The organism is Paraburkholderia fungorum, from assembly GCF_046027215.1.
GTDB lineage: Bacteria > Pseudomonadota > Gammaproteobacteria > Burkholderiales > Burkholderiaceae > Paraburkholderia > Paraburkholderia fungorum_D.
Genome location: NZ_JAQQEN010000001.1, coordinates 4,060,289 through 4,082,494, shown reverse-complemented (window position 1 = coordinate 4,082,494; position 22,206 = coordinate 4,060,289). Strand labels below are relative to the sequence as shown.

Below are 22,206 nucleotides of genomic sequence, written 5' to 3'. Positions count from 1 at the left end.
TGCGTGTGCCTTCAGGCGCCGGCGAGGGCCAGGTACACGCGATGCTGCGCCTCGACCCGCGCCGTCAGCGCGTCCAGCGGCGTGTTGTCGTTGTCTATCACGTCGTCAGCAGCGGTGACCCGCGCTTCGCGGGTTGCCTGGCGCGCGATGATCGCCAGCGCCTGTTCACGGCTGAATGCGTTGCGGCGCATGACGCGCGCGATTTGCGTTTCGACGCTGCAATCGACCGTCAGCACGCGATTTACGCGCGTCTTCCAACTGCCCGACTCGATCAGTAGCGGCACGACCACGATCACGTACGGTCCCTGCGCCTCGCGCTGCTCACGCTCAGTCTCCGCGCGGATCAACGGATGGGTGATGCCTTCAAGGCGCTTGCGCGCGGCCTCGTCGCTAAATACCAGCGTGCGCATGCGGGCGCGGTCGAGCGAGCCGTCCGCCGCGACGAATTCGTCGCCAAACTCGGCGGCGATCTGCGGCATCGCCACGCCGTGTGGCGCAGTGACGCGGTGCGCGATCAGGTCCGTGTCGACCAGTGGCACGCCGTGCACGGCGAACAGGTCCGCTACAGTCGATTTGCCACTGCCGATGCCGCCAGTCAAACCCACAACAAACATGCTTCAGCCTCCCAGAGCCAGATAGAGCGGTGTGCCAAGAAACAGCGTAACAGCACCGCCCGCTGCGAGAAACGGGCCGAATGGCAGTGGTTCTTCGAAACGCATCCGTCCGCGCCAGGTTGCCGCGAGACCGACCACCGCGCCGGCCACCGCGGCGATCAGCACGATCTGCGGCAACGCCGCCCAGCCAAGCCATGCCCCTAGCGCGGCCAGCAGTTTGAAGTCGCCGTAGCCCATCCCTTCGACGCCGCGCACCAGCCTGAACACCCAGTGCACGGCCCACAGCACCAGATAGCCAAAGATTGCACCCAGCACCGCGTCGTGAAGGCTGGCGAACATGCCGCTGAAGTTGACGATGAGGCCCGCCCACAAGAGCGGCAGTGTCATCGAATCAGGCAGCAGGTGGGTGTCGATATCGATCGCGCTCATCGCGAGCAAGGCGGCGCACAGCCCGAAGGCGGCGAGCGCCATGCCGGTCGGTCCAAACAGTGCGAGCGCACCGAGCGCAAAAGCCGCGCTGGCGATTTCGAGCAACGGGTAGCGCAGACTGACGCGGGTCTTGCACGCGGAACACCGCCCGCGCAGCAGCAGATAACTCAGTACGGGCAGATTCTCCCATGCGCCGAGCACGTGGCCGCAATGCGGGCACGCGCTGCGCGGCACCCACAGGTTGTAGCGTGCAGGCAGGCCGTCATCTTCGAGCGGTGTGTCGGTGGCTTCGCTGACTTCCTCGCGCCATGCACGCTCGAGCATGATCGGCACGCGATGCACGACCACATTCAGGAAGCTGCCGATCACGAGACCGAAGACGACCGTGAACGCAATCTGCAGGCTGGTGGGCAGGCTGCCAAACGCGAGGCCGAGGCCGGCCGCAAAGTGGCTGGGCAGCAAGCCCGAAAGCATGCTGGAAGAGGTGTCTGGCACGAGTGGGAGGGTAGCCTGCATAACGAAAGATCTGGATTCGGCTGCGATGCTACACCACGTTGCCGAGTTGAATGATGGGAAGATACATTGCGATCACGAGACCGCCGACCAGCGCGCCCAGCACGATGATGACGAGCGGCTCGCACAGGCTCGACAGCGTGCCAATCTTTTCGTCGACCTGACGATCGCTTAGCGAGGCCACGTCGATCAACATGGTGTCGAGCGCGCCGGATTCTTCGGCAACCGCCACCGGCTGGATGACCTCGGGCGGAAAGCAGTGCGCCGCATGCATCGCGGCCGCAAGCCGTTCGCCGCGCCGCAGCCGCGCGGCAATCTCCACCGTGGCGCGATCGAAGAAGGCGTTGCCGGTGGCGTGGGTCAGGGAATCGAATGCGTCGGCGAGTGGCGTACCGGCGGACAGCAAGGTGCCGAGCGCGCGGCTCCAGCGGGCTGCGCACAACGTACCCAGCAATGGCCCGGCGACCGGCATTGTCAGCGATAAACGCGCGAACTGGATGCGCGCCGCTTCGGAACGCCGTAGCAGAAACGTCACAGCCGACGTCGCCGCGAAGACGATAACAAGCACCGGCACGCTCCAGCGCGCCGCACCGGACGACAACCCCAGTACGAACTGCGTCGGCGCGGGCAATTTGGCGCCGAAGCCTTCGAAAATCTGGCCGAAGGTCGGCACGACCCACACTAGCAACGCTGCGGTAATGCCGATCGCGAGCAGCAGGATCGCTACCGGATAGGTCAGCGCCGCGCGTACCTTGGCACGCTGCGCGGCGGCGCGTTCACGATCTTCGGCAAGCCGGGCAAGAACGTTCGCCAGCGCACCGGCCGCTTCTCCGACTTCGACAAGCTGACAGTAAAGCGCGTTGAATTGCACGGGATGCCGCTGCAACGCTGCAGAGAAACGCAGGCCGCCGGTGATATCGCGGGCCACAGCGGCAACGATCCTGGGCATCCCTTGTAGTCGCGACCGTGGCGCTTGCGCCAGAAGGTCCAGCGCAGGCGCGAGGGGTAAGCCGGCGCGCAACAGGCTGGCGAGTTGGCGGGTGAAGAGTGTGACGTCCGCAGCACGGGTCTTGGGGCGCGGCGCCGCCCCTTGCGCTGTGAGGTCGAAGATAAACAGATTGTCGCGCTTGAGCATTGCTCGCGCGGCGCGTGCATCCGGCGCAATGAGTGCGCCATTTTTTTGTACCCCGTTGGCATCGACACCACGCCATCTGAAGCGCAAGTCGCCTGCAGTGGATTGGTTACTCGTGGCTGTGGTCATGCGACCTCAGTGGCTGCGAGCGCTTCTGCGAGACTGGTGGTGCCATCGCGCACGCGGGACAGCGCCGCGTCGCGCAAGGTGGCTACGCATTCTGCTTGAGCAAGCCGCGCGAGTTCATGCGTGCTGGCGGTGGCCACGATCAGCTCACGCATCGCATCGGAGACCGGCATCACCTGATGGACACCGACGCGCCCCCGGTAGCCGATGCCGTGGCAGGCCGCACATCCGTTGGCCGCGTACGGTTGCCAGCTGTCGAGCTGATCGTCGGCAAAGCCTGCCGCGTGTAATGCCGCCACGGATTGCGGAGCAGGTGCGCGGCACGCAACGCACAGCTTGCGCACCAGTCGCTGCGCCGTCACCATCCGCAGCGCGGCTGCCAGGTTGTACGGTTCCACGCCAATATCGATCAGGCGTGCGATCGCGGCAGGCGCGTCGTTGGTATGCAAGGTGGACAGGACAAGGTGGCCGGTTTGCGCCGCCTTCACGGCAACGTCCGCAGTTTCGTCGTCGCGGATTTCGCCGACCATGATCACGTCCGGATCCTGACGAAGAAACGCACGCAGGGCTACGGCGAAAGTCAGGCCAGCCTTTTCACGCACGCTGACCTGATTGATGCCGGCCAATTGGATTTCAGCCGGATCTTCAACCGAACAAAGATTGCGCGCTTCGGCATTGAGCATCTGCAGGAAGCAATAGAGCGAAAGCGTTTTGCCGCTGCCGGTGGGCCCGGTGACGAGCACGAGGCCATGCGGCGCGCGGATCGCTGCATCGACTGTTTCTCGTTGCTGTGGATCGAGGCCGAGCGAGTCGAGCGAAAGATCGGTGGGCAACGCATCGAGCCTGCGCAACACCAGCTTTTCGCCGAATAGCGTTGGCAGCGAGTTGACGCGATAGTCTTCCACGCGGCCGGGCGAAGTGGCAATGCGCAGCCGGCCGTCCTGCGGCACGCGCCGTTCCGCGATATCCATGCGCGCCAGCACCTTCACGCGCGTGATGAACGCGTCGTGTAAATGGGCAGGTGGTTGAGGAATCTCATGCAGTACGCCATCGATCCGCAGCCTCACTCGCCAGCCGTGTTCCGCTGGTTCGATATGCAGATCCGACGCGTTGCGGCGGGTTGCTTCCTGCAACGTGTCGGTCAGCAAACGGACAGCAGGGGCATTGTCGGGGTCGACGAGACTTGCGTTGGTATCGGGTGCGAACGCGTTGGATTTCGGCCTGGCTGCGCCTTCGTTTTCGAAAGCAACAGGCCGCAATCGCGGAGCCGCGGATTGAAAAGAAGCTGACATGAGAGACCGGTGATGAGCCGCCTGTAGAACTTGACGACGTCATCATCCAATGCAGCGGCCGGTGCCGCCAGTCAGCCAATCGGCTAATTGTGCGCGCGGCCAGTGCGTGCGATGCTGCAGCGCTTAGGGCTCAGCCACGCGCCGCTTTCACGGCCTTGGCGCCCGCGCGGGTGGGCGGCTTGAACAGCTTGACGGTGCGGATCGCCTGATCGTCGCTGCGCATCACTTCGAGCTTTACGTCGCGGATCTGTACGCACACGTCGCCGTCGGGAATGTCTTCGAGAATTTCGAGGATCAGGCCATTGAGTGTTTTCGGCCCATCCGTGGGTAGCGTGAGTTGCAGCCAGCGGTTCAGTTCACGCAACGGCATGCTGCCTGCCACGATGCATTCGCCGTTCTCGTTCCAGCCGCCACGCGAATTGGCGCTACGTGGAATCGACGTGGTGAATTCGCCGATCAGTTCTTCGATGATGTCTTCCGGCGTGACGAGCCCTTGCAGTTCGCCATATTCATTGACGACCAGCGCCGTACGGTGACGGCTTTCCTGGAAATACTGCAGTTGCTGGAATACCGGCGTACCCGTCGGCACGAAATACGGTTCGGCCAACAGTTCGCGTAACGTCTCGCGTTCCAGCTCCTGGTTGTGCAGGGCGGCGAGCGTCTTGCGCACGTGCAGCACGCCGAGCACACGGTCAATGTCACCTTGGTAGACGATCAGTTTGTTGTGATAGCAGGTTTCGAGCTGATGCAGGATCTGTTCAAACGGCGCATCGAAATCGAGCGCTTCGATACGGCGGCGCGGGATCATCACGTCGTCGACGGAAATGTTTTCGAGGTCAAACAGGTTCAGCAGAATGCTGCGGTGCTTGGTGGGCATGAAGCTGCCCGATTCGAGCACGATGGTGCGCAGCTCTTCAGTGGACAGGCGCTGATCGTGCGCGCCTTTGGTATTGATATGCAGCACCCGCAAGATGGCATTCGCGAACAGATTGACGAACCAGACGAGCGGCCTGGCGACGCGCATCATGGGCGCGATCAACAGGCTGGCGGGCAACGCGATCTTCTCGGGGAAGGTGGCGCCGACAATTTTCGGCGTGATTTCCGCGAACACGATGATCAGAAACGCAACGATACCGGTCGCGATCGACAGCACCAGGTTATTGCGGCCAAACGTGTGCAACGCGATCGAGGTAGTGAGCACCGGGATGATCGTATTGAACAGATTGTTGCCGATCAGGACGACGCTGAGCAGCTGGTCAGTGTGCGCGAGCAGGCCTTGGGTTGTTTTCGCGCCAAGCGCGTTCTGGTTGGCGAGGTGTTTGAGGCGATGACGGTTGAGCGCCATCATCGCCGTTTCGGAAATCGAAAAGAAACTGGAGCAGATAAGCAGCAGGAAGACGGCGCCGATCTGCGCCCATAAGGGAAGTTGTTCCACGCGTCGTGAGGAATAGGGGAGAGGATGAAGAGAATATAGCAGAGGGGGGCGTGCAAGCCGCGCTGGCGGAAGGCCTAAGACAAATGACCTGCGGCATGGCGCCCTTAGGTGAGGCGCGAAAAATTGCAGCCAAAAACAAAAAAACCGCCGAGCAAGCTGGGCGGTTTTTCGAGCCTTGAACTAACAAGGGAAAATCTGGTCGGGGTGAGAGGATTCGAACCTCCGGCCTCTACGTCCCGAACGTAGCGCTCTACCAGGCTAAGCTACACCCCGATTTCATACTGCTGGACTCTTACGGTGTTTCAGTCTCGTTCAAGACTGTCTTGCCGTCGAGTAAGAGCATAATTCTAGCAGGCTATCTTTGAAAATGGAATCGGGAAACGAAGAAATTGCTGCGGCTGCTGCCTGAGCTTCCTGTTTTGCGCATTCCAGCGTGTGATCCAGCGCGCCCGAACGCGTGATTGCCTCGAAAATCGTATCGAAACGATCCGTGCCGCCTTGCTCGATGACTTCCCTGGCGAGCGCTGCTTGTTCGGGCGTGCCGCGTTCGATCAGATAGATCAGCGGAAGCGTGGGTTTGCCTTCGCGCAGGTCGTCGCCGGCATTCTTGCCCATCGATTCCGCTGTGCCGGTGTAGTCGAGCCAGTCGTCCATGATCTGGAACGCGGTGCCGATGCGCCGGCCGAACTCCGCCGCGGCCGCTTCGGTCTTCGTGTCCGAGCCAGCTAGCACCGCCCCGAGTTGGGCCGCGGCTTCGAACAGCTTGGCTGTCTTGTAACGGATCACCTGCATGTAGCGCGCTTCGTCCACGTCGGCGTCGTGCATGTTCAGCAGTTGCAACACTTCGCCTTCGGAGATGATGTTGGTCGCTTCCGACAGAATCTCCATCACGCGCATCTTGCCCACGCCGACCATCATCTGGAACGAGCGCGAGTACAGGAAATCGCCGACCAGCACGCTCGCGGCATTGCCGAACAGCGCATTGGCGGTCTGCCGGCCGCGCCGCAGATCGGATTCGTCCACGACGTCGTCGTGCAGCAGCGTAGCCGTATGAATGAATTCGACCACCGCGGCCAGTTCGTGCCGATGCCCGGTGGTTTCGCCCAGCGCGCCCGCCACCAGTAGCAGCAGCGCGGGCCGCAGCCGCTTGCCGCCGGCGCTGATGATGTATTCGGAGATCTGATTGATCAGCATCACGTCGGACGCCAGACGGTGCCGTATGACGCGATTGACCTGCTGCATGTCTTCGGCGATCGGAGCGAGCAGGCTGGCGGCGTTGGAGGAGGGGGTGGCAGTCGACGACATGATGGCTGAATTGGGTAGTGCCGCGAATTATAAGGCGAATCGCGACAGTTCCGGGTCGCAGGCTGCGGCGCGGCGCGATAGGAGGCCACCGCAGGGCCGCGTGCCAGGGCTGCGCGCAAGGCGCCGGCCCGCCCCGCGGCGGCGCTCAATGAGTTTTGACCGCGCAGCTAACTCTATGTATAATCACGGGTTTCCGCGCGCGGTGCGTGGGAAAAATGAACACAGAGTGAGGTTCTCAATGTACGCGGTCATAAAAACCGGTGGCAAGCAGTATAAAGTTGCCGTCGGCGAAAAACTTAAAGTAGAACAGATACCGGCAGACATTGACGCTGAAATCACGCTCGACCAGGTTCTCGCAGTGGGCGAAGGCGAATCGATTAAGTTCGGTACGCCGCTGGTCAGTGGGGCTTCCGTCAAGGCTACCGTCGTGTCGCAAGGTCGTCACGCAAAAGTGACCATCTTCAAGATGCGTCGCCGGAAGCACTACCAGAAGCATGGCGGCCACCGCCAGAACTATACCGAACTGCGCATCGACGCGATCAACGCGTAAGCGCAACGGTTAAGGAGCAAATCAAATGGCACACAAAAAGGCAGGCGGATCGTCCCGGAACGGCCGCGATTCTGAATCGAAGCGTCTCGGCGTGAAGGTTTACGGCGGTCAAGCCATCAACGCTGGCGGCATCATCGTGCGTCAACGTGGCACGCGTATGCACCCGGGCGACAACGTCGGTATCGGCAAGGATCACACCTTGTTCGCGCTGACGGACGGCCACGTCAATTTCTCGACGAAGGGCGCAGCCAAGAAGCACATGGTCAACGTCGTCCCGGCAGCAGTCTGAGTTTAATCAGGCACGGGCTTCAGGACCGGAAGAAGGCCCCGCGAAGTTAGCGGGGCTTTTTTTATTGCAGCGCTTTTTGCCGGGCAAAACGGCGGATCGAATGGCGATGGGCAACGGTTGGCCGATCGGCTGATTGATCACCATACGGCGGGCGCGGCAAAATAGCAGTATTCAATAGCACCAAATCTAGCAGCACCATCTAGCAGCACACCACGGGACGGAGTTACGCATGAAGTTCATTGACGAAGCGAGGATTGAAGTCATCGCCGGCGACGGAGGGGATGGCAGCGCGTCGATGCGCCGCGAGAAATTCGTTCCGTTCGGCGGCCCGGATGGCGGCGACGGCGGCCGGGGCGGCAGCGTGATCGCGGTGGCAGACCGCAATATCAACACGCTGATCGACTACCGCTACGCGAAAAAACATTTGGCGCGCAACGGCGAAAACGGCCGCGGCGCGGACTGCTACGGCAAGGGCGGCGACGACATTACGCTGCGCATGCCGGTCGGCACGACCATCACCGATATGGAAACCGGCGAGCTGATCGCCGATCTGACCGAGCACAACCAGAGCGTGCAGATCGCGCAAGGCGGCGCGGGCGGTCTTGGCAACCTGCATTTCAAATCCAGTACCAACCGCGCGCCGCGTCAGAAGACCGACGGCAAGCCGGGCGAGCGCCGTATGGTGCGCCTCGAACTGAAGGTGCTGGCCGACGTCGGTCTGCTCGGCATGCCGAATGCCGGCAAGTCGACCTTCATCGCGTCGGTATCGAACGCAAAGCCGAAGATCGCCGACTACCCGTTCACAACGCTCGCGCCGAACCTCGGTGTGGTGCGCGTCGGGCCGAGCCGCAGCTTTGTGATCGCCGACATTCCGGGCCTGATCGAAGGCGCGGCGGAAGGCGCGGGCCTCGGTCACCAGTTCCTGCGTCACCTGCAGCGCACCGGCTTGCTGCTGCACATCGTCGACCTCGCACCGTTCGACGAAGCGGTCGATCCCGTCGCAGAAGCCAAGGCGATCGTCAACGAACTGCGCAAGTACGACGAACTGCTGTATGAAAAGACTCGCTGGCTGGTGCTGAACAAGCTGGACATGGTGCCCGAAGACGAGCGTGAGGCGCGTGTCTCGGCATTCCTCGAGGGCTTCGGCTGGGATGGTCCCGTGTTCGAAATCTCGGCGCTGACCGGCCAGGGTTGTGAAAATCTTTGCTACGCGGTGTTCGATCACATCGCCGCGCATTCGGACGCCCAACGCGCGGCTGAGGCGGAAGATCTCGCTGCCGACGTGCGTTTTCGCGAGAAGCCTGAAACGCCGCCCGCCGCCGCGGATGACTCCGCCGCTGAGCCGCAGTAATAGAGCAAGCCTGAGCGCCGGCGCCTGCAAGGGCATGCCGGCATGCATCACGCGTCATCCTGGAGACCGCGCACAATGCGTTCCGTCATCGCAGATTCACGGCGATTGGTAGTGAAAGTCGGCTCGAGCCTTGTCACCAATGACGGGCGCGGCCTCGATCATGCTGCGATCGGCCGCTGGGCCGCGCAAATCGCAGCGCTGCGCACGCAGGGCAAGGAAGTGGTGCTGGTCAGTTCGGGCGCGATTGCCGAAGGCATGCAGCGGCTTGGCTGGACCAAGCGGCCACGCGAGATCGACGAATTGCAGGCGGCCGCGGCTGTCGGTCAAATGGGCCTTGCGCAGGTCTACGAAAGCCGCTTCGCCGAGCATTCGATCCAGACCGCGCAGATTCTGCTGACCCACGCCGATCTGGCCGACCGCGAACGCTACCTGAACGCGCGCTCCACGCTGCTGACTTTGCTTCGTCTGGGCGTCGTGCCGATCATCAACGAGAACGACACAGTCGTGACCGACGAAATCAAGTTCGGCGACAACGACACGCTGGGCGCGCTTGTCGCGAACCTGATCGAGGGCGATGCGCTCGTCATCCTTACCGATCAGCAAGGGCTCTTCACTGCCGACCCGCGCAAGAATCCGAATGCAACGCTGGTCCAGCAAGCCGATGCCGGCGCGCCGGAACTCGAGGCAATGGCCGGTGGCGCGGGCTCGAGCCTCGGTCGCGGCGGCATGCTGACCAAGATTCTCGCCGCCAAGCGCGCGGCGCACAGCGGCGCGAATACTGTAATCGCGAGCGGCCGCGAAGCGGACGTCTTGTCACGGCTGGCATCGGGCGAGGCGATCGGCACGCAGTTGATCGCACGCACCGCGCGGATGGCGGCGCGCAAACAATGGATGGCTGATCACCTGCAGGTGCGCGGCCATGTCGTGATCGACGACGGCGCCGTCGAAAAGCTCACCGCAGGCGGCAAGAGCTTACTGCCGATCGGCATTGTCGGCGTACAGGGCGCGTTTGCGCGCGGCGAAGTCATTGCCTGTCTGAGTGCGGCGGGTCGCGAGGTGGCGCGTGGCCTGACGAACTACAGCAGCGCGGAAACCAAGCTGATTCAGCGGCGCCCGAGTGGCGAGATCGAATCGGTGCTCGGCTACATGCTGGAGCCCGAGTTGATACATCGCGACAACCTCGTGCTGGTCTGATTCGCCGGCAGTCGCGCAGCATGCAAAAAGCCGTTCCAGCGTGAGCCGGAACGGCTTTTTCATCTCGTACGCCCGGCGGGCGCAAGGCGCAAAGCGCGAGAGCGTGGGCGAAACGCCTTAGTGAATCAAGGAGGTGGCTGTGCGCTTGTAGCGGATGTTCTCGACAATGCGCTGCGCGCTCCCCGTCGGCATCTTGTTCGCGCACATGTAATCCTGATACAGCGCCGCCTGATAGGCATTCAGCGCGCCGTTTTCGATACGCGTGAAGCCGTTCGCCACCGTCTGATCCCACCCGTCGTGATCGGCGTTCAGGCCTGCGTACAAACGCCATTCATACGTATCACAGCGAATCCCTTCGTAATTCACATTGCGTGCGCCGCTCGGGCTCGTCACGACCACGGTGTAGCGCACCACGCCGTCGGTGCCAACGGTGAGCGAGTTTCTATCGATCGAGAACTGCAGTGGCGTGTTGCCGGACACTTCGAATGGCAGCAGATTCGAATCTTGCGGCAGCGGCGGTAGGGTGTCCACCTTGTTTTCAACCCAGTTGCTCTGCCGGTCAAGCAGGTAGGTGAACGCGCTGTCGTCTTGATTGGTAGGTTTGCCGGCGCTCGAACAGCCAGCCAGCAGGGCGCCGGTGGCGACGCACGCCACGACGAGAGCAAGTGCTTTCAATATGATTTCCTCGAAACACTGGCGCGGCTCGTTGAGCCGCGCCAGAGAGAGGCGGCGTGGACAGCCGCTCAGAGTTGTTAATTGCGCACGCCCGGGCGGTACAGCGAACCGGCGGTTTCGTGGTCCGATTCGTCTTCGTGCTCCGACGCGGCGCCAAGCTCGGTAGCCGACGCGGGACCCGATCCGCAATCTGACGCGATCGTCGTGTGAATCGACGTTTCGATGCTAACGGTAGTCACTGAAGTGACCGTCATCATCGTCGAATCCGGCGGACCTTCCATGGACGACGCTATCCGGGGATAACGCGGCCCATGATGCCCGCCAGGTTTTTCCGCACGCGGCACAGCCCGGCGCATGAAACGGGATAGCTCCGTTAGCGCCAACTGATATACATCCCGCTTGAACTCGATCACACAGTCGAGCGGCACCCAGTACTCGTTCCAGCGCCACGCATCGAACTCAGGATGATCCGTGGCGCGCAAGCAGATGTCGCAATCGCGTCCAACCATCCGGAGCAAAAACCAGATTTGTTTCTGGCCGCGGTAGTGACCGCGTACTTCGCGCTTGATGAACTTGTCAGGCACCTCGTAACGCAACCAGTCGCGCGTGCGACCGATCACCTTGACGTGCTCAGGTAGCAGGCCGGTTTCTTCGTGTAACTCCCGATACATCGCTTGCACGGGGGTCTCTCCGTACTTGATGCCCCCTTGCGGAAACTGCCAGGAATGTTCACGGAGCCGTTTGCCCCAAAACACCTCGTTGTGCGCGTTCAAGAGGATGATGCCGACGTTCGGGCGAAAGCCTTCACGATCCAGCATACAACCACCTTCGAATCCTTTAAAATTGCTTTGATTATAAACAGATAACGGACCCGACGCACCGATTCGCACCAGAATGGAACGATTCGCCGCAAAAGTGCCGTGTTTGCGGTAGCCTGTCAGTCTTTCCGTGCCTTATCCCTTGCTGCAAAGGCTTTGCACGGCGGCTTCGGCGCCGCGATCTGCCGGTTTTTGCCAGATGTCTGGCAAATCCGCCGGCTGTGCGCCGGATCTGTGTCGATTTCCCCACCGTTTTCACCTTTCGGGCGGTCCCTCCGGAGCCGCCGCTTTTGGATAATCTGAATGAAAGCCTCCCGTTTCTTTATTGGCACCCTGAAGGAAGCTCCTGCCGACGCCGAAATCGTCAGCCACAAGCTCATGGTGCGCGCAGGCATGATCCGCCGCGTCGCCGGCGGCATCTATAACTACCTGCCGATCGGCCTGCGCTCGATCCGCAAGGTGGAAGCCATCGTGCGCGAAGAAATGAACCGGGCAGGCGCGATCGAACTCCTGATGCCGGCGGTGCAGCCAGCCGAGTTGTGGCAGGAATCGGGCCGCTGGGAGAAGTACGGTCCCGAACTGCTGCGCTTCAAGGACCGCAAGCAATCTGATTTCGTGTTCGGCCCGACCCACGAGGAAGTGGTCACGGACATCGCACGTAACCAGATCAAGAGCTATCGCCAGTTGCCGGTGAACTTCTATCAGATCCAGACGAAGTTCCGCGACGAGATCCGTCCGCGTTTCGGCTTGATGCGCGGCCGCGAGTTCATCATGAAAGACGCGTACTCGTTCGACAAGGACGCGGAAGGTCTGCGCGAGTCGTATCGCAAGATGTATGACGCGTACGTGCGCATCTTTACGCGCCTCGGTCTGGATTTCCGCGCAGTGGCGGCGGACAACGGCTCGATCGGCGGCAGCGGTTCGCACGAATTCCACGTGATCGCCGAGACGGGCGAAGACGCGATCGCCTATTGCCCGACCTCCGGGTTTGCGGCCAACGTCGAAGCGGCTGAAGCGCTGCCGCTCTACGCGGAACGTGCCGCGCCCGCGGAAGAAATGAAGAAAACGGCAACGCCCGGCAAGGCCAAGTGCGAGGCCGTGGCCGAGTTGCTCGACATTCCGCTCGACCGCACGATCAAGTCGATCGTCCTCGCCACGGAAAACGAAGGCGCCGAGCCGACCATCTGGCTGCTGATGCTGCGCGGCGATCACGATCTGAACGAAATCAAGGCGGCCAAGCTGCCGGGTCTGGCCGATTTCCGCATGGCGACCGAAGCCGAGATCGTCGAAACGTTCGGCACGCCGCCGGGCTACCTCGGCCCGATCAACACGAAGAAGCCAGTCAAGGTCGTCGCGGACAGCACGGTCGCGAACATGAGCGACTTCGTGGTCGGCGCGAACGAGGTGGACTTTCACATTACCGGCGTGAACTGGGGCCGCGATCTGCCGGAGCCGGTCGTTGCGGATATCCGCAACGTGAAGAAGGGCGATCCGTCGCCGGACGGCAAGGGTGTGATCGATATCTGCCGCGGTATCGAAGTGGGCCACGTGTTCCAGCTCGGTACGAAGTATTCGGATGCGATGAATGCGACCTGCCTCGACGAAACCGGCAAGCCGCAGCGGCTAGAGATGGGCTGCTACGGTATCGGCGTCACGCGTATTCTGGGCGCGGCGATCGAACAGAATTTCGACGACAAGGGCATCATCTGGCCGGAATCGATTGCGCCGTTTGAAGTCGTGCTGTGCCCGATGGGCTACGACCGCAGTGAAGCCGTGCGTGAACAGGCCGACGAGCTGTACGCGGCGCTCGTCGAAGCGGGCGTCGACGTGATTCTCGACGACCGCGGCGAGCGTCCGGGCGTGATGTTCGCTGACTGGGAGCTGATCGGCGTGCCGCATCGCCTGGTAATCGGTGATCGTGGCCTGAAGGACGGCAAGCTCGAGTATCAGGGCCGCCGCGACGCGGAAGCGACGCTGTTGCCGGTCGAAGACGCCGCGCAAACGGTGATCGGGAAGGTTCGCGCGGCATTGGTGCGTTAAACGGAGCGGACGGTGGAGTACACCTTCGTATCCGCGACCGTCCTGCTGATTCTGATCACCGATCCGCTTGGCAATATTCCGCTCTTCATCAGTTGCCTGCGCGGGGTGGCGCCAGAGCGGCGCACGATCGTCATCCTCCGTGAGGTGGCGATCGCCTTCGCGATCCTGCTGGTGTTCATGGTGGTCGGCGACAGCTTCCTGCGCATGATGAGTCTGACCGACCAGTCGTTGCGCATCGGCGGTGGAATCGTGCTCTTCCTGATTGCGCTCAGGATGGTATTTCCGCATCCGGACGGTGCGCTCGGCGGAGATACTCGCGGCGGCGAGCCGCTGATCGTGCCGCTCGCCATTCCGGCACTGGCAGGCCCGTCGGCGCTGGCAACGGTAATGCTGCTGACGTCGCAGGCGCCCGGCAAGATGTTCGAGTGGATTGGCGCGCTGACTGTCACGATGATCGTCTGTGCGATCGTGTTGATGCTGGCGGAGCGTATCCAGAACTGGCTTGGCGAGCGCACGATGATGGCGTTCGAGCGCTTGATGGGGCTCGTGCTGGTGGCGATTTCGGTCGAGATGATGCTGGGTGGGATTCGGAGCTTCGTGCATCAACTATGAATCGAGTGTCATGCAGCAAACAAAAAAGCGGCCCGCAAAGGCCGCTTTTTTTATCGCCGTGACATCAGCCGCAAGCCAGCGCACAGGCGCTGGAAACTCACGCGCCTTCGGTCAACGCCCGGATGGTGGGCAGATTGCGCCAGTAGCCCTTCGCGTCCATCCCGCAGCCGAACACGTAGCGGTCCGGCACTTCGAAACCGCAGTAATCCGGGCGCAGCGGCTTGGCCTTCGGAATGATTTTCTCGCACAGCACCGCGCTCAGGAAGCGCTTCGCGCCCATCGCGAGGATGCGGTCGCGGATCGCGGCCATCGTCTCACCTTCGTCGAGGATGTCGTCGAGCACCAGCACCACGCGGTCTTTCACCGACTCAGCCGGTGCCACGCGCCACTGCATCTCGTTGCCGCCCTTGGTGGTGTTGCGGTAGCGGGTCAGGTGGATGTAGTCGAACTCGAGCGGAAAATCGAGGTGCGGCAACAGCATGCCGGTGAACACCGCCGCGCCGCCCATCACCGACAGCACGAGCGGGAAATCCTCGCTCATTTCGTTGCGGAGGGCCGCAGCCATGCCGCTGATCGACGCGTTGACTTCGTCGGCCGAAACGATTTCTTCCGAGTGTCTAAAAATGTGGAGAGCTTCTTCGCGGTTCATGACGTCTGACGAGCGGTAACTGTATACATAGTGTGGGTGAGAACGCCCCGAAGGAAGTCCCCTTGGGGACGGCGGCGTGCGGTACAGAATAAACCCGCACCCATCCTGAGTCAGCCGCGCGTGCCGTTCCTGCACGGAATCACGCGCGCCGCCGTCTTGGTAAAGCTTAGCGCATGCCGGGCATCATGCCCTTCATGCCGCGCATCATCTTTTGCAGATTGCCGCCCTTGAGCTTCTTCATCATTGTGCGCATCTGGTCGTACTGATTCAGCATGCGGTTGACCTCCTGCACCTGCACGCCCGCGCCTGCGGCGATGCGGCGCTTGCGAGTCGCCTTGATGAGGTCGGGCTTGGCGCGCTCCTGCGGCGTCATCGAATTGATGATGCCTTCCATGCGGCGCATCTGCTTTTCGGCCTGGCCCATATCGGCGCCGGCGGCAGCTTGCTGGAACTGGGCCGGCAGCTTGTCCATCAGCGACGACAGGCCGCCCATGCCCTTCATTTGGGTCAGTTGCGCGCGGAAATCGTTGAGGTCGAAGTCGCCGCCTTTCTTGACCTTGTCCGCGAGCTTCTGCGCGGCCTGAACGTCCACGCCGCGCTGCGCTTCTTCGACGAGGGCGAGAATGTCGCCCATGCCGAGAATCCGGTTCGCCATGCGGTCCGGATAGAAGACTTCAAGGCCGTCGAGCTTTTCGGCAACGCCGACGAACTTGATCGGTTTGCCGGTGACATGACGCACGGAGAGCGCCGCACCGCCGCGCGAGTCGCCGTCGAGCTTGGTGAGGACCACACCGGTGAGCGGCAGCGCGTCGCTAAACGCCTTGGCCGTATTGACCGCATCCTGACCGAGCATCGCATCGACGACGAATAGCGTTTCCGCCGGTTTCAGCTCGCCGTGCAGCGCGGTGATTTCCTGCATCATCGCCTCGTCGATACCGAGGCGGCCGGCCGTGTCGACCAGCAGCACGTCATGGTAGTGGCGCTTGGCCCAGTCCACCGCGGCACGCGCGATATCCACCGGTTTCTGATCCGGTTCCGACGGGAAGAAATCCGCGCCGACCTGCTCGGTCACCGTCTTCAGCTGCGCGATAGCAGCCGGGCGGTAGACGTCGCACGAAACGGTCAGCACCTTTTTCTTGTACTTCTCGCGCAGCAGCTTGGCGAGCTTGCCGACCGTGGTGGTCTTGCCGGCGCCTTGCAGACCCGCCATGAGGATGACGGCCGGCGGCGTGACGGCGAGATTTAGCTCGACTGCCTTGCCTTCGTAGTCGCCGCCGATGATCGCGGTCAGCTCGCGCTGCACCACGCCAACCAGCGCCTGACCCGGCGACAGACTGCTGATGACTTCCTCGCCGAGCGCCTTTTCCTTCACCTTGGCGACGAACTCGCGCACGACGGGCAGCGCCACGTCTGCCTCGAGGAGCGCCAGGCGCACTTCGCGCAGCATTTCCTGGGTGTTCGCCTCGGTGAGCCGGGCTTCGCCGCGCAGCGTCTTGACGACGCGCGCCATCCGTTGAGTCAGATTGTCGAGCATGGGGAGCGATGAACAGTGCGCGGCCCAGGCAGTGCGCGACGCGGAAGACGTCGCGGAGCAGGGGCCTAGTGTAAACTTCGAATATGGATATTGTACTGTATGCCCTCACTGCGCTCCTGTACGGCGGTCTCGCCGTCGCGGGCTGGCGCTCGCACCGGCACGCCGCCATGCGCCCCATGCTTGAAAGCGTGCCGCCAATGCCGGCCGCCGCGGGCGTGTCAGCCGCGTCCGGCATGAGCACGTCGGGCCGCACGCTGCTGTTCGTCGCGCTGCTCGCGCATGGTGTTTTGCTGCATACCACCATTTTTCCCCAGAACGCGATGGTGTTCGGTTTCGCGTTCGCGCTGTCGGCCATGTTCTGGCTGGGCGCCGGGATCTACTGGATCGAGAGCTTTTTCTTTCCGCTCGACGGCCTGCGCCTGCTGGTGTTGCCGCTTGCCTGCATGGCTTCCTTGTTGCCGCTGGCGTTTAACGGCGTGCGCGTGCTGCCGTATTCGGCCGCGCCGATGTTCAAGCTGCACTTCCTGATCGCCAACATCGCGTACGGCCTGTTCGCCATCGCGGCGCTGCACGCGATCCTGATGCTGCTGGTCGAGCGCCGTTTGCATGCGATGCGTGGCGGAGTAGCGCAGCGACATGTCGCCGCGGCCGGCAACGGCTGGCTGTCGAGCTGGCTCGATACCTTGCCGCCGCTGCTGACGCTGGAAAAGCTGCTGTTCCGTCTGATCGGCGCGGGCTTCGTGCTGCTCACGTTGACGCTGGTCTCGGGCATCCTGTTCAGTGAGCAGCTGGTAGATCGCGCGCTGCGGCTCGATCACAAGACCGTGTTCGCGATTCTTTCCTGGGTGATGTTCGGCGCGCTGCTGACCGCGCGCAAGGTGTCCGGCTGGCGCGGCCGTGCGGCGTTGCGCTGGGTGCTGGCGTCGTTCGTCGCGTTGTTGCTGGCGTACGTCGGCAGCCGTTTCGTTTTCGAGGTGCTGTTGCACCGTGCTGTAGTGTGAGTGTCCTATGCGACAAATTTTTCTGTTGATCCTGTTGTTCGTCGTCGGCCAGTGGCTGGTCAAGGCGCTGCGTCGTCATGACGCGCAGGCGTCACAACGCACGGGCGCCGGCGCGAACGGCGGCACCCGTGAGTCCGCCTCTGCGCAAGCGCGGCCGCAGCTCCCGGAGCCGATGATCCGCTGCGTCGAGTGTGGCGTGCATGCGCCGAAAAGCGATTCAGTGGTGGTGGCGGGGCAGCCGTTCTGCTGCCCCGCGCACGCGCAGCGTCACGGCGCCCGGCCCACGGGCCGCGACGCCCGATGAGCGTCACGTTTACCGTCGATGCAGACGGTTGGGTCGCCGCCGCACGCAAGCTTCCATCGCCGAATTTCGAAGCGCGGCCCGCAGGGGCCGTGCCGACGCTGATCGTCGTCCACAACATCAGCCTGCCGCCCAATGAGTTCGGCGGCACGGCGATTGCCGAACTCTTCCTGAACACACTCGACTGCGACGCTCACCCGTACTACGACGCGCATCTGCGTGGCGTGCGGGTGTCGGCGCATTTCGTGATTCATCGCGACGGCGCGCTCGAGCAATATGTGTCGTGCAATGAGCGCGCGTGGCATGCCGGCCCATCGAGTTTTTTCGGCCGCGAACGCTGCAATGATTTCTCGATTGGCATCGAGCTGGAAGGCAGTGACACGACGCCTTTCGAAGCGGCGCAATACCGCACGCTCGCTGCCCTCGTGAACGCGCTCGAGGCCCGCTATCCGGTCGAAGCGCTTGCCGGTCACTCGGATATCGCGCCCGGTCGCAAGACCGATCCAGGGCCTCATTTCGAGTGGCAGCGCCTGCAGCGCGAGACGGCCCTCTCCGCTCAGTATTTCCCCTATCTCAAGTTTTCCAAAACGCCGTAACGACCCTTTGCGCGAGTTCGCGTGATGCGAGGAGAACAAGGCGCTGCCTTGTTCTCCGGGGAGTCGGCTTCGCGCCGTGCGATGCAAAAGTCAAGACTTCAGGCGCAAATAAAACGATTTGACCTGTCTCGAATCTCCACTATACTTGGTGCCACAAATCCAGTTTTGCACTATATCTTGTGTTGTGCTGTGCATAACCATGTGAATAACCGAGTGCACAACTGGGTGAATAAGTCAGCGGCGTCCGCTCTTCGAGCATGGCGCCGCAAGCATTTCAGGCAGCGAAAAAAATATTCCTGCGGCGCGGCCGGCGAGACCACCGGTGGCATCCAGAAGCATTCAGGAAAGGGGCTTGGCAAGTGATCGCGACACACACGATGAAGACCGTTATCAATTCGAATCAGGCTTCATCGCTCTCGCATCCCGCCATCCGGCTTAGCCGGTCCTTTTCCTGCACCCCATCGCTTGCGCACGCGGCGGCGCAGCGTTCGTTTTAATCCGCGGCATTCACCGCAACATTTCCAGGACCAGGAGCTTTGCACATGCAAACCACCGACAACGTGACGACCCGGTACGAGGGCTCACCGACTGGCCAGGCTTTCAGCCAGGCACAAGGCGCACAAGTCTCGCCGCAAGCGACGTATGCCGACTACAAGGTGATCCGCCGTAATGGCAGCGTGGTGTCGTTCGAACCGTCGAAAATCGCCATCGCCGTGACGAAGGCATTTCTGGCCGTCAACGGTGGTCAAGGCGCGGCGTCGGCGCGTGTGCGCGAACTGGTCGAGCAACTCACGCAGAACGTGGTGCGCGCACTGCTGCGCAGCCGCCCGAACGGCGGCACGTTCCATATCGAAGACATCCAGGATCAGGTCGAACTCGCGCTGATGCGCGGCGGCGAGCACAACGTGGCGCGTGCCTACGTGCTGTATCGCGAGAAGCGCAGTCAGGCGCGCGGTCATGACGACCAGATCGTCGCCAACACCCCGGGTCTGAACGTCACCGACAACGGCGTGACGCGTCCGCTCGACATGGCTGCGCTGCGCGGCATCATCGAATCCGCTTGCGCGAACCTGGGCGACGCCGTGAACGCCGACCCGATCATCGCGGAGACGGTGAAGAATCTGTATGACGGCGTGCCGATGAGCCAGGTCTACGACTCGGCCATCCTCGCTGCCCGCACGATGATCGAGAAGGACCCGGCGTATAGCCAGGTCACGGCGCGCATCCTGCTGCACACGATCCGCCGCGAGATCCTCGAAGAGGAAGTCACGCAAGGCGAAATGGCCAATCGCTACGCCGAGTACTTCCCGCAGTTCATCAAGCGCGGCGTGCAAGCCGAACTGCTCGACGACAAGCTGCTGCAGTTCGACCTGAAGCGCCTAGGCGCCGCACTCGACAACAACCGCGACCTGCAATTCGGCTACCTCGGTCTGCAAACGCTGTACGACCGTTACTTCCTGCATCACGACGGTGTGCGCATCGAAATGCCGCAGGCATTCTTTATGCGTGTGGCAATGGGTCTGTCGTTGAACGAGATCGACCGCGAAGCGCGCGCGATCGAGTTTTACAACGTGCTGTCGAGCTTTGACTTCATGTCGTCCACGCCCACGCTGTTCAACTCGGGCACGCGCCGCTCGCAACTGTCGTCGTGCTACCTGACCACGGTCGACGACGACCTCGACGGCATCTACGAAGCGCTGAAGGAAAACGCGCTGCTGTCGAAGTTCGCCGGCGGTCTGGGCAACGACTGGACGCGCGTGCGTGCGCTCGGTTCCCACATCAAGGGCACCAATGGCAAGTCGCAAGGCGTCGTGCCGTTCCTGAAGGTCGTCAACGACACGGCTGTGGCTGTGAACCAGGGCGGCAAGCGCAAGGGCGCGGTCTGCGCCTATCTGGAAACATGGCACCTGGACATCGAAGAATTCCTCGAACTGCGTAAGAACACGGGCGACGACCGTCGCCGCACCCACGACATGAACACGGCGAACTGGATTCCCGACCTGTTCATGAAGCGCGTGCACGAAGGCGGCGACTGGACGCTGTTCTCGCCGTCCACCTGCCCGGACCTGCACGACAAGTTCGGCGCCGAGTTCGAAACGGCTTACACGGCTTATGAAGACAAGGTCGCACGCGGCGAGATCAAGCTGTTCAAGAAGATCCCGGCGGCGCAACTGTGGCGCAAGATGCTGGGCATGCTTTTCGAAACCGGCCACCCGTGGATCACGTTCAAGGATCCGTGCAATGTGCGTTCGCCGCAACAGCACGTCGGTGTCGTCCACTCGTCGAACCTGTGCACGGAAATCACGCTGAACACCAGCGACGCCGAAATCGCCGTCTGCAACCTGGGTTCCGTGAACCTCGTCGCTCACCTGAAGGAACAGGCCGACGGCACCCTGGCGCTCGACCACGACAAGCTGAAGCGCACCGTCAGCGTGGCGATGCGCATGCTCGACAACGTGATCGACATCAACTACTACGCGGTCGCCAAGGCGCGTAACTCGAACCTGAAGCACCGTCCGGTCGGTATGGGCATCATGGGCTTCCAGGATTGTCTGCACCTGCTGCGCACGCCGTACGCATCGCAAGAGGCGGTTGCGTTCGCCGATACGTCGATGGAAGCGGTCTGCTACTACGCCTACTACGCGTCGACCGAACTGGCGCAGGAGCGCGGCCGTTACTCCAGCTACCGCGGCTCGCTGTGGGATCGCGGCATCCTCCCGCAAGACTCGGTGAAGCTGCTGGCCGAAGCACGCGGCGGCTATGTGGAAGTCGATTCGAGCGAATCGATGGACTGGACCGAACTGCGTTCGCGCATCGCCACCTACGGCATGCGCAACTCGAACTGCGTGGCGATCGCGCCGACGGCGACGATCTCGAACATCATCGGCGTGTCGGCCTGTATCGAACCGACCTTCCAGAATCTGTATGTGAAGTCGAATCTGTCAGGCGAATTCACGGTGGTCAACGACTACCTGGTGCGCGACCTGAAGGAACGGGGTCTGTGGGACGAAGTGATGGTCGCCGACCTGAAGTACTTCGACGGCACGCTCTCGCGCATCGACCGCATCCCGGCCGACCTGCGCGCGATCTACGCGACCGCGTTCGAACTCGATCCGGTGTGGCTGGTGGAAGCCGCTTCGCGTCGTCAGAAGTGGATTGACCAGGCGCAGTCGCTGAACATTTACATGGGCGGCGCATCGGGCAAGAAGCTCGACGAAATCTACAAGCTCGCATGGGTGCGCGGCCTGAAGACCACCTACTACCTCCGCACGATGGCGGCGACGCACGTCGAGAAGTCGACGGTGGCGCACGGCGCGCTGAACGCGGTGAGCTCGGGCGGTGGTGAAGGCTCGGGTGGCGCGGCCGGCGGTGCTGCAGGTGGCTTCGGCGTGAGCGGCGGTGCAGCTTCGGGCGGCATCCAGGTAGCGGCGGCCGCTCCGGCAGTCGCGATTGAAGCAGCGCCGGAAGCGGATGGTCCTGTGTGCATGATGCGTCCGGGCGACCCTGGCTTCGACGAATGCGAGGCTTGCCAGTAACACAGGCTGGCAAGTGCGACGCAAGTAGCAGGAGCGCTGCTTGCTGACGGGTTGTAGGTAATGACCCGCATGCAGCGAGCAGCGAGCGAAGCAGATGAGTGGCGCGGCACAAGATGTCGACGTCGCGCCGCTCATCGAAGCGGCAAATCGAAGCAGCGAATCGAAGCAACAAGCGGCAAGCAAGCGGCAAGCAAGCGGTAGAGGGAAGCGGTAG

Annotated in this window: 21 protein-coding genes and 1 tRNA gene; 11 read left to right on the top strand and 11 right to left on the bottom strand. The window is 62.4% G+C overall.

Annotated elements, in window-relative coordinates; translation table 11 throughout:
• Nucleotides 1-11: 11 nt before the first annotated feature.
• The 5 genes from coaE to PQR27_RS18255 form a co-directional block, all read right to left on the bottom strand.
• Nucleotides 12-614 (bottom strand): dephospho-CoA kinase, encoded by a 603-nt coding sequence (gene coaE, locus PQR27_RS18275; protein WP_408524957.1) that lies wholly within the window; start codon nt 612-614, stop codon nt 12-14.
• A gap of 3 nt (nt 615-617) precedes the next feature.
• Nucleotides 618-1,559 carry a prepilin peptidase gene (locus PQR27_RS18270; protein ID WP_408524956.1) on the bottom strand — a complete coding sequence of 314 codons (942 nt, stop codon included), beginning with the start codon at nt 1,557-1,559 and terminating at the stop codon, nt 618-620.
• 28 nt (nt 1,560-1,587) lie between these two features.
• Nucleotides 1,588-2,817, bottom strand: a complete 1,230-nt coding sequence (locus PQR27_RS18265) for a type II secretion system F family protein (RefSeq protein WP_408524955.1) — start codon at nt 2,815-2,817, stop codon at nt 1,588-1,590.
• On the bottom strand, nt 2,814-4,106 hold the full coding sequence (locus tag PQR27_RS18260; protein ID WP_408524954.1) for a GspE/PulE family protein: 1,293 nt from the start codon (nt 4,104-4,106) through the stop codon (nt 2,814-2,816). Before PQR27_RS18260 ends, PQR27_RS18265 begins: the two co-directional genes overlap by 4 nt.
• Before the next feature lie 130 nt (nt 4,107-4,236).
• Nucleotides 4,237-5,541 carry an HlyC/CorC family transporter gene (locus tag PQR27_RS18255; protein ID WP_408524953.1) on the bottom strand — a complete coding sequence of 435 codons (1,305 nt, stop codon included), beginning with the start codon at nt 5,539-5,541 and terminating at the stop codon, nt 4,237-4,239.
• A gap of 50 nt (nt 5,542-5,591) precedes the next feature.
• Between PQR27_RS18255 and PQR27_RS18250 the strand changes: the two genes are divergently transcribed.
• Nucleotides 5,592-5,720 (top strand): hypothetical protein, encoded by a 129-nt coding sequence (locus PQR27_RS18250; RefSeq protein ID WP_408524952.1) that lies wholly within the window; start codon nt 5,592-5,594, stop codon nt 5,718-5,720.
• Between the two features lie 17 nt (nt 5,721-5,737).
• Here the strand turns inward: PQR27_RS18250 and PQR27_RS18245 are convergent.
• A tRNA-Pro gene (locus tag PQR27_RS18245) sits at nt 5,738-5,814 on the bottom strand.
• Nucleotides 5,815-5,853: 39 nt separating this feature from the next.
• Nucleotides 5,854-6,846: a polyprenyl synthetase family protein gene (locus PQR27_RS18240; RefSeq protein WP_408524951.1), complete on the bottom strand. Its 993-nt coding sequence runs from the start codon at nt 6,844-6,846 to the stop codon at nt 5,854-5,856.
• Between the two features lie 238 nt (nt 6,847-7,084).
• On the opposite strand from PQR27_RS18240, the gene rplU reads away from it, so the two are divergent.
• The 4 genes from rplU to proB all read left to right on the top strand — a co-directional run bounded on the left by rplU (nt 7,085) and on the right by proB (nt 10,230).
• On the top strand, nt 7,085-7,396 hold the full coding sequence (gene rplU / locus PQR27_RS18235; protein ID WP_007180329.1) for a 50S ribosomal protein L21: 312 nt from the start codon (nt 7,085-7,087) through the stop codon (nt 7,394-7,396).
• A 25-nt stretch (nt 7,397-7,421) separates the two neighbouring features.
• Nucleotides 7,422-7,685, top strand: coding sequence for a 50S ribosomal protein L27 (gene rpmA, locus PQR27_RS18230; protein WP_134961752.1), 264 nt, complete (start codon nt 7,422-7,424; stop codon nt 7,683-7,685).
• A 229-nt stretch (nt 7,686-7,914) separates the two neighbouring features.
• A complete protein-coding gene (gene cgtA, locus PQR27_RS18225; RefSeq protein WP_408524950.1) occupies nt 7,915-9,036 on the top strand; it encodes an Obg family GTPase CgtA in 1,122 nt (373 codons plus the stop codon).
• Nucleotides 9,037-9,111: 75 nt separating this feature from the next.
• Nucleotides 9,112-10,230, top strand: coding sequence for a glutamate 5-kinase (gene proB, locus PQR27_RS18220; RefSeq protein WP_408524949.1), 1,119 nt, complete (start codon nt 9,112-9,114; stop codon nt 10,228-10,230).
• Nucleotides 10,231-10,347: 117 nt separating this feature from the next.
• On the opposite strand, the gene PQR27_RS18215 is transcribed toward proB, so the two are convergent.
• Both PQR27_RS18215 and PQR27_RS18210 read right to left on the bottom strand, forming a co-directional pair.
• Entirely contained in the window at nt 10,348-10,905 is a 558-nt protein-coding gene (locus tag PQR27_RS18215) for a CNP1-like family protein (RefSeq protein ID WP_408524948.1), read from the bottom strand.
• 77 nt (nt 10,906-10,982) lie between these two features.
• On the bottom strand, nt 10,983-11,723 hold the full coding sequence (locus PQR27_RS18210; RefSeq protein ID WP_408524947.1) for an RNA pyrophosphohydrolase: 741 nt from the start codon (nt 11,721-11,723) through the stop codon (nt 10,983-10,985).
• Between the two features lie 303 nt (nt 11,724-12,026).
• Here PQR27_RS18210 and PQR27_RS18205 point away from each other — a divergent pair, with 303 nt between their 5' ends.
• Nucleotides 12,027-13,763, top strand: a complete 1,737-nt coding sequence (locus PQR27_RS18205) for a proline--tRNA ligase (protein WP_408524946.1) — start codon at nt 12,027-12,029, stop codon at nt 13,761-13,763.
• Nucleotides 13,764-13,775: 12 nt separating this feature from the next.
• The gene (locus tag PQR27_RS18200; protein ID WP_408524945.1) at nt 13,776-14,375 is read left to right on the top strand and encodes a MarC family protein; all 600 of its coding nucleotides are present in this window, start codon (nt 13,776-13,778) and stop codon (nt 14,373-14,375) included.
• Nucleotides 14,376-14,472: 97 nt separating this feature from the next.
• Here the strand turns inward: PQR27_RS18200 and PQR27_RS18195 are convergent, their stop codons facing one another.
• Together PQR27_RS18195 and ffh are read right to left on the bottom strand one after the other, a co-directional pair.
• Nucleotides 14,473-15,024 carry a hypoxanthine-guanine phosphoribosyltransferase gene (locus PQR27_RS18195; RefSeq protein WP_408524944.1) on the bottom strand — a complete coding sequence of 184 codons (552 nt, stop codon included), beginning with the start codon at nt 15,022-15,024 and terminating at the stop codon, nt 14,473-14,475.
• A gap of 166 nt (nt 15,025-15,190) precedes the next feature.
• Nucleotides 15,191-16,558 (bottom strand): signal recognition particle protein, encoded by a 1,368-nt coding sequence (gene ffh, locus PQR27_RS18190; RefSeq protein WP_408524943.1) that lies wholly within the window; start codon nt 16,556-16,558, stop codon nt 15,191-15,193.
• Between the two features lie 83 nt (nt 16,559-16,641).
• Between ffh and PQR27_RS18185 the strand changes: the two genes are divergently transcribed.
• From PQR27_RS18185 to PQR27_RS18170, 4 genes are all read left to right on the top strand, one after another.
• A complete protein-coding gene (locus PQR27_RS18185; protein WP_408524942.1) occupies nt 16,642-17,559 on the top strand; it encodes a cytochrome C assembly family protein in 918 nt (305 codons plus the stop codon).
• A gap of 7 nt (nt 17,560-17,566) precedes the next feature.
• The gene (locus tag PQR27_RS18180; RefSeq protein ID WP_408524941.1) at nt 17,567-17,863 is read left to right on the top strand and encodes a PP0621 family protein; all 297 of its coding nucleotides are present in this window, start codon (nt 17,567-17,569) and stop codon (nt 17,861-17,863) included.
• Entirely contained in the window at nt 17,860-18,456 is a 597-nt protein-coding gene (gene ampD, locus PQR27_RS18175) for a 1,6-anhydro-N-acetylmuramyl-L-alanine amidase AmpD (protein WP_408524940.1), read from the top strand. Before PQR27_RS18180 ends, ampD begins: the two co-directional genes overlap by 4 nt.
• Nucleotides 18,457-18,998: 542 nt before the next feature.
• A complete protein-coding gene (locus PQR27_RS18170) occupies nt 18,999-21,992 on the top strand; it encodes a ribonucleoside-diphosphate reductase subunit alpha (RefSeq protein WP_408524939.1) in 2,994 nt (997 codons plus the stop codon).
• Nucleotides 21,993-22,206: the final 214 nt, after the last annotated feature.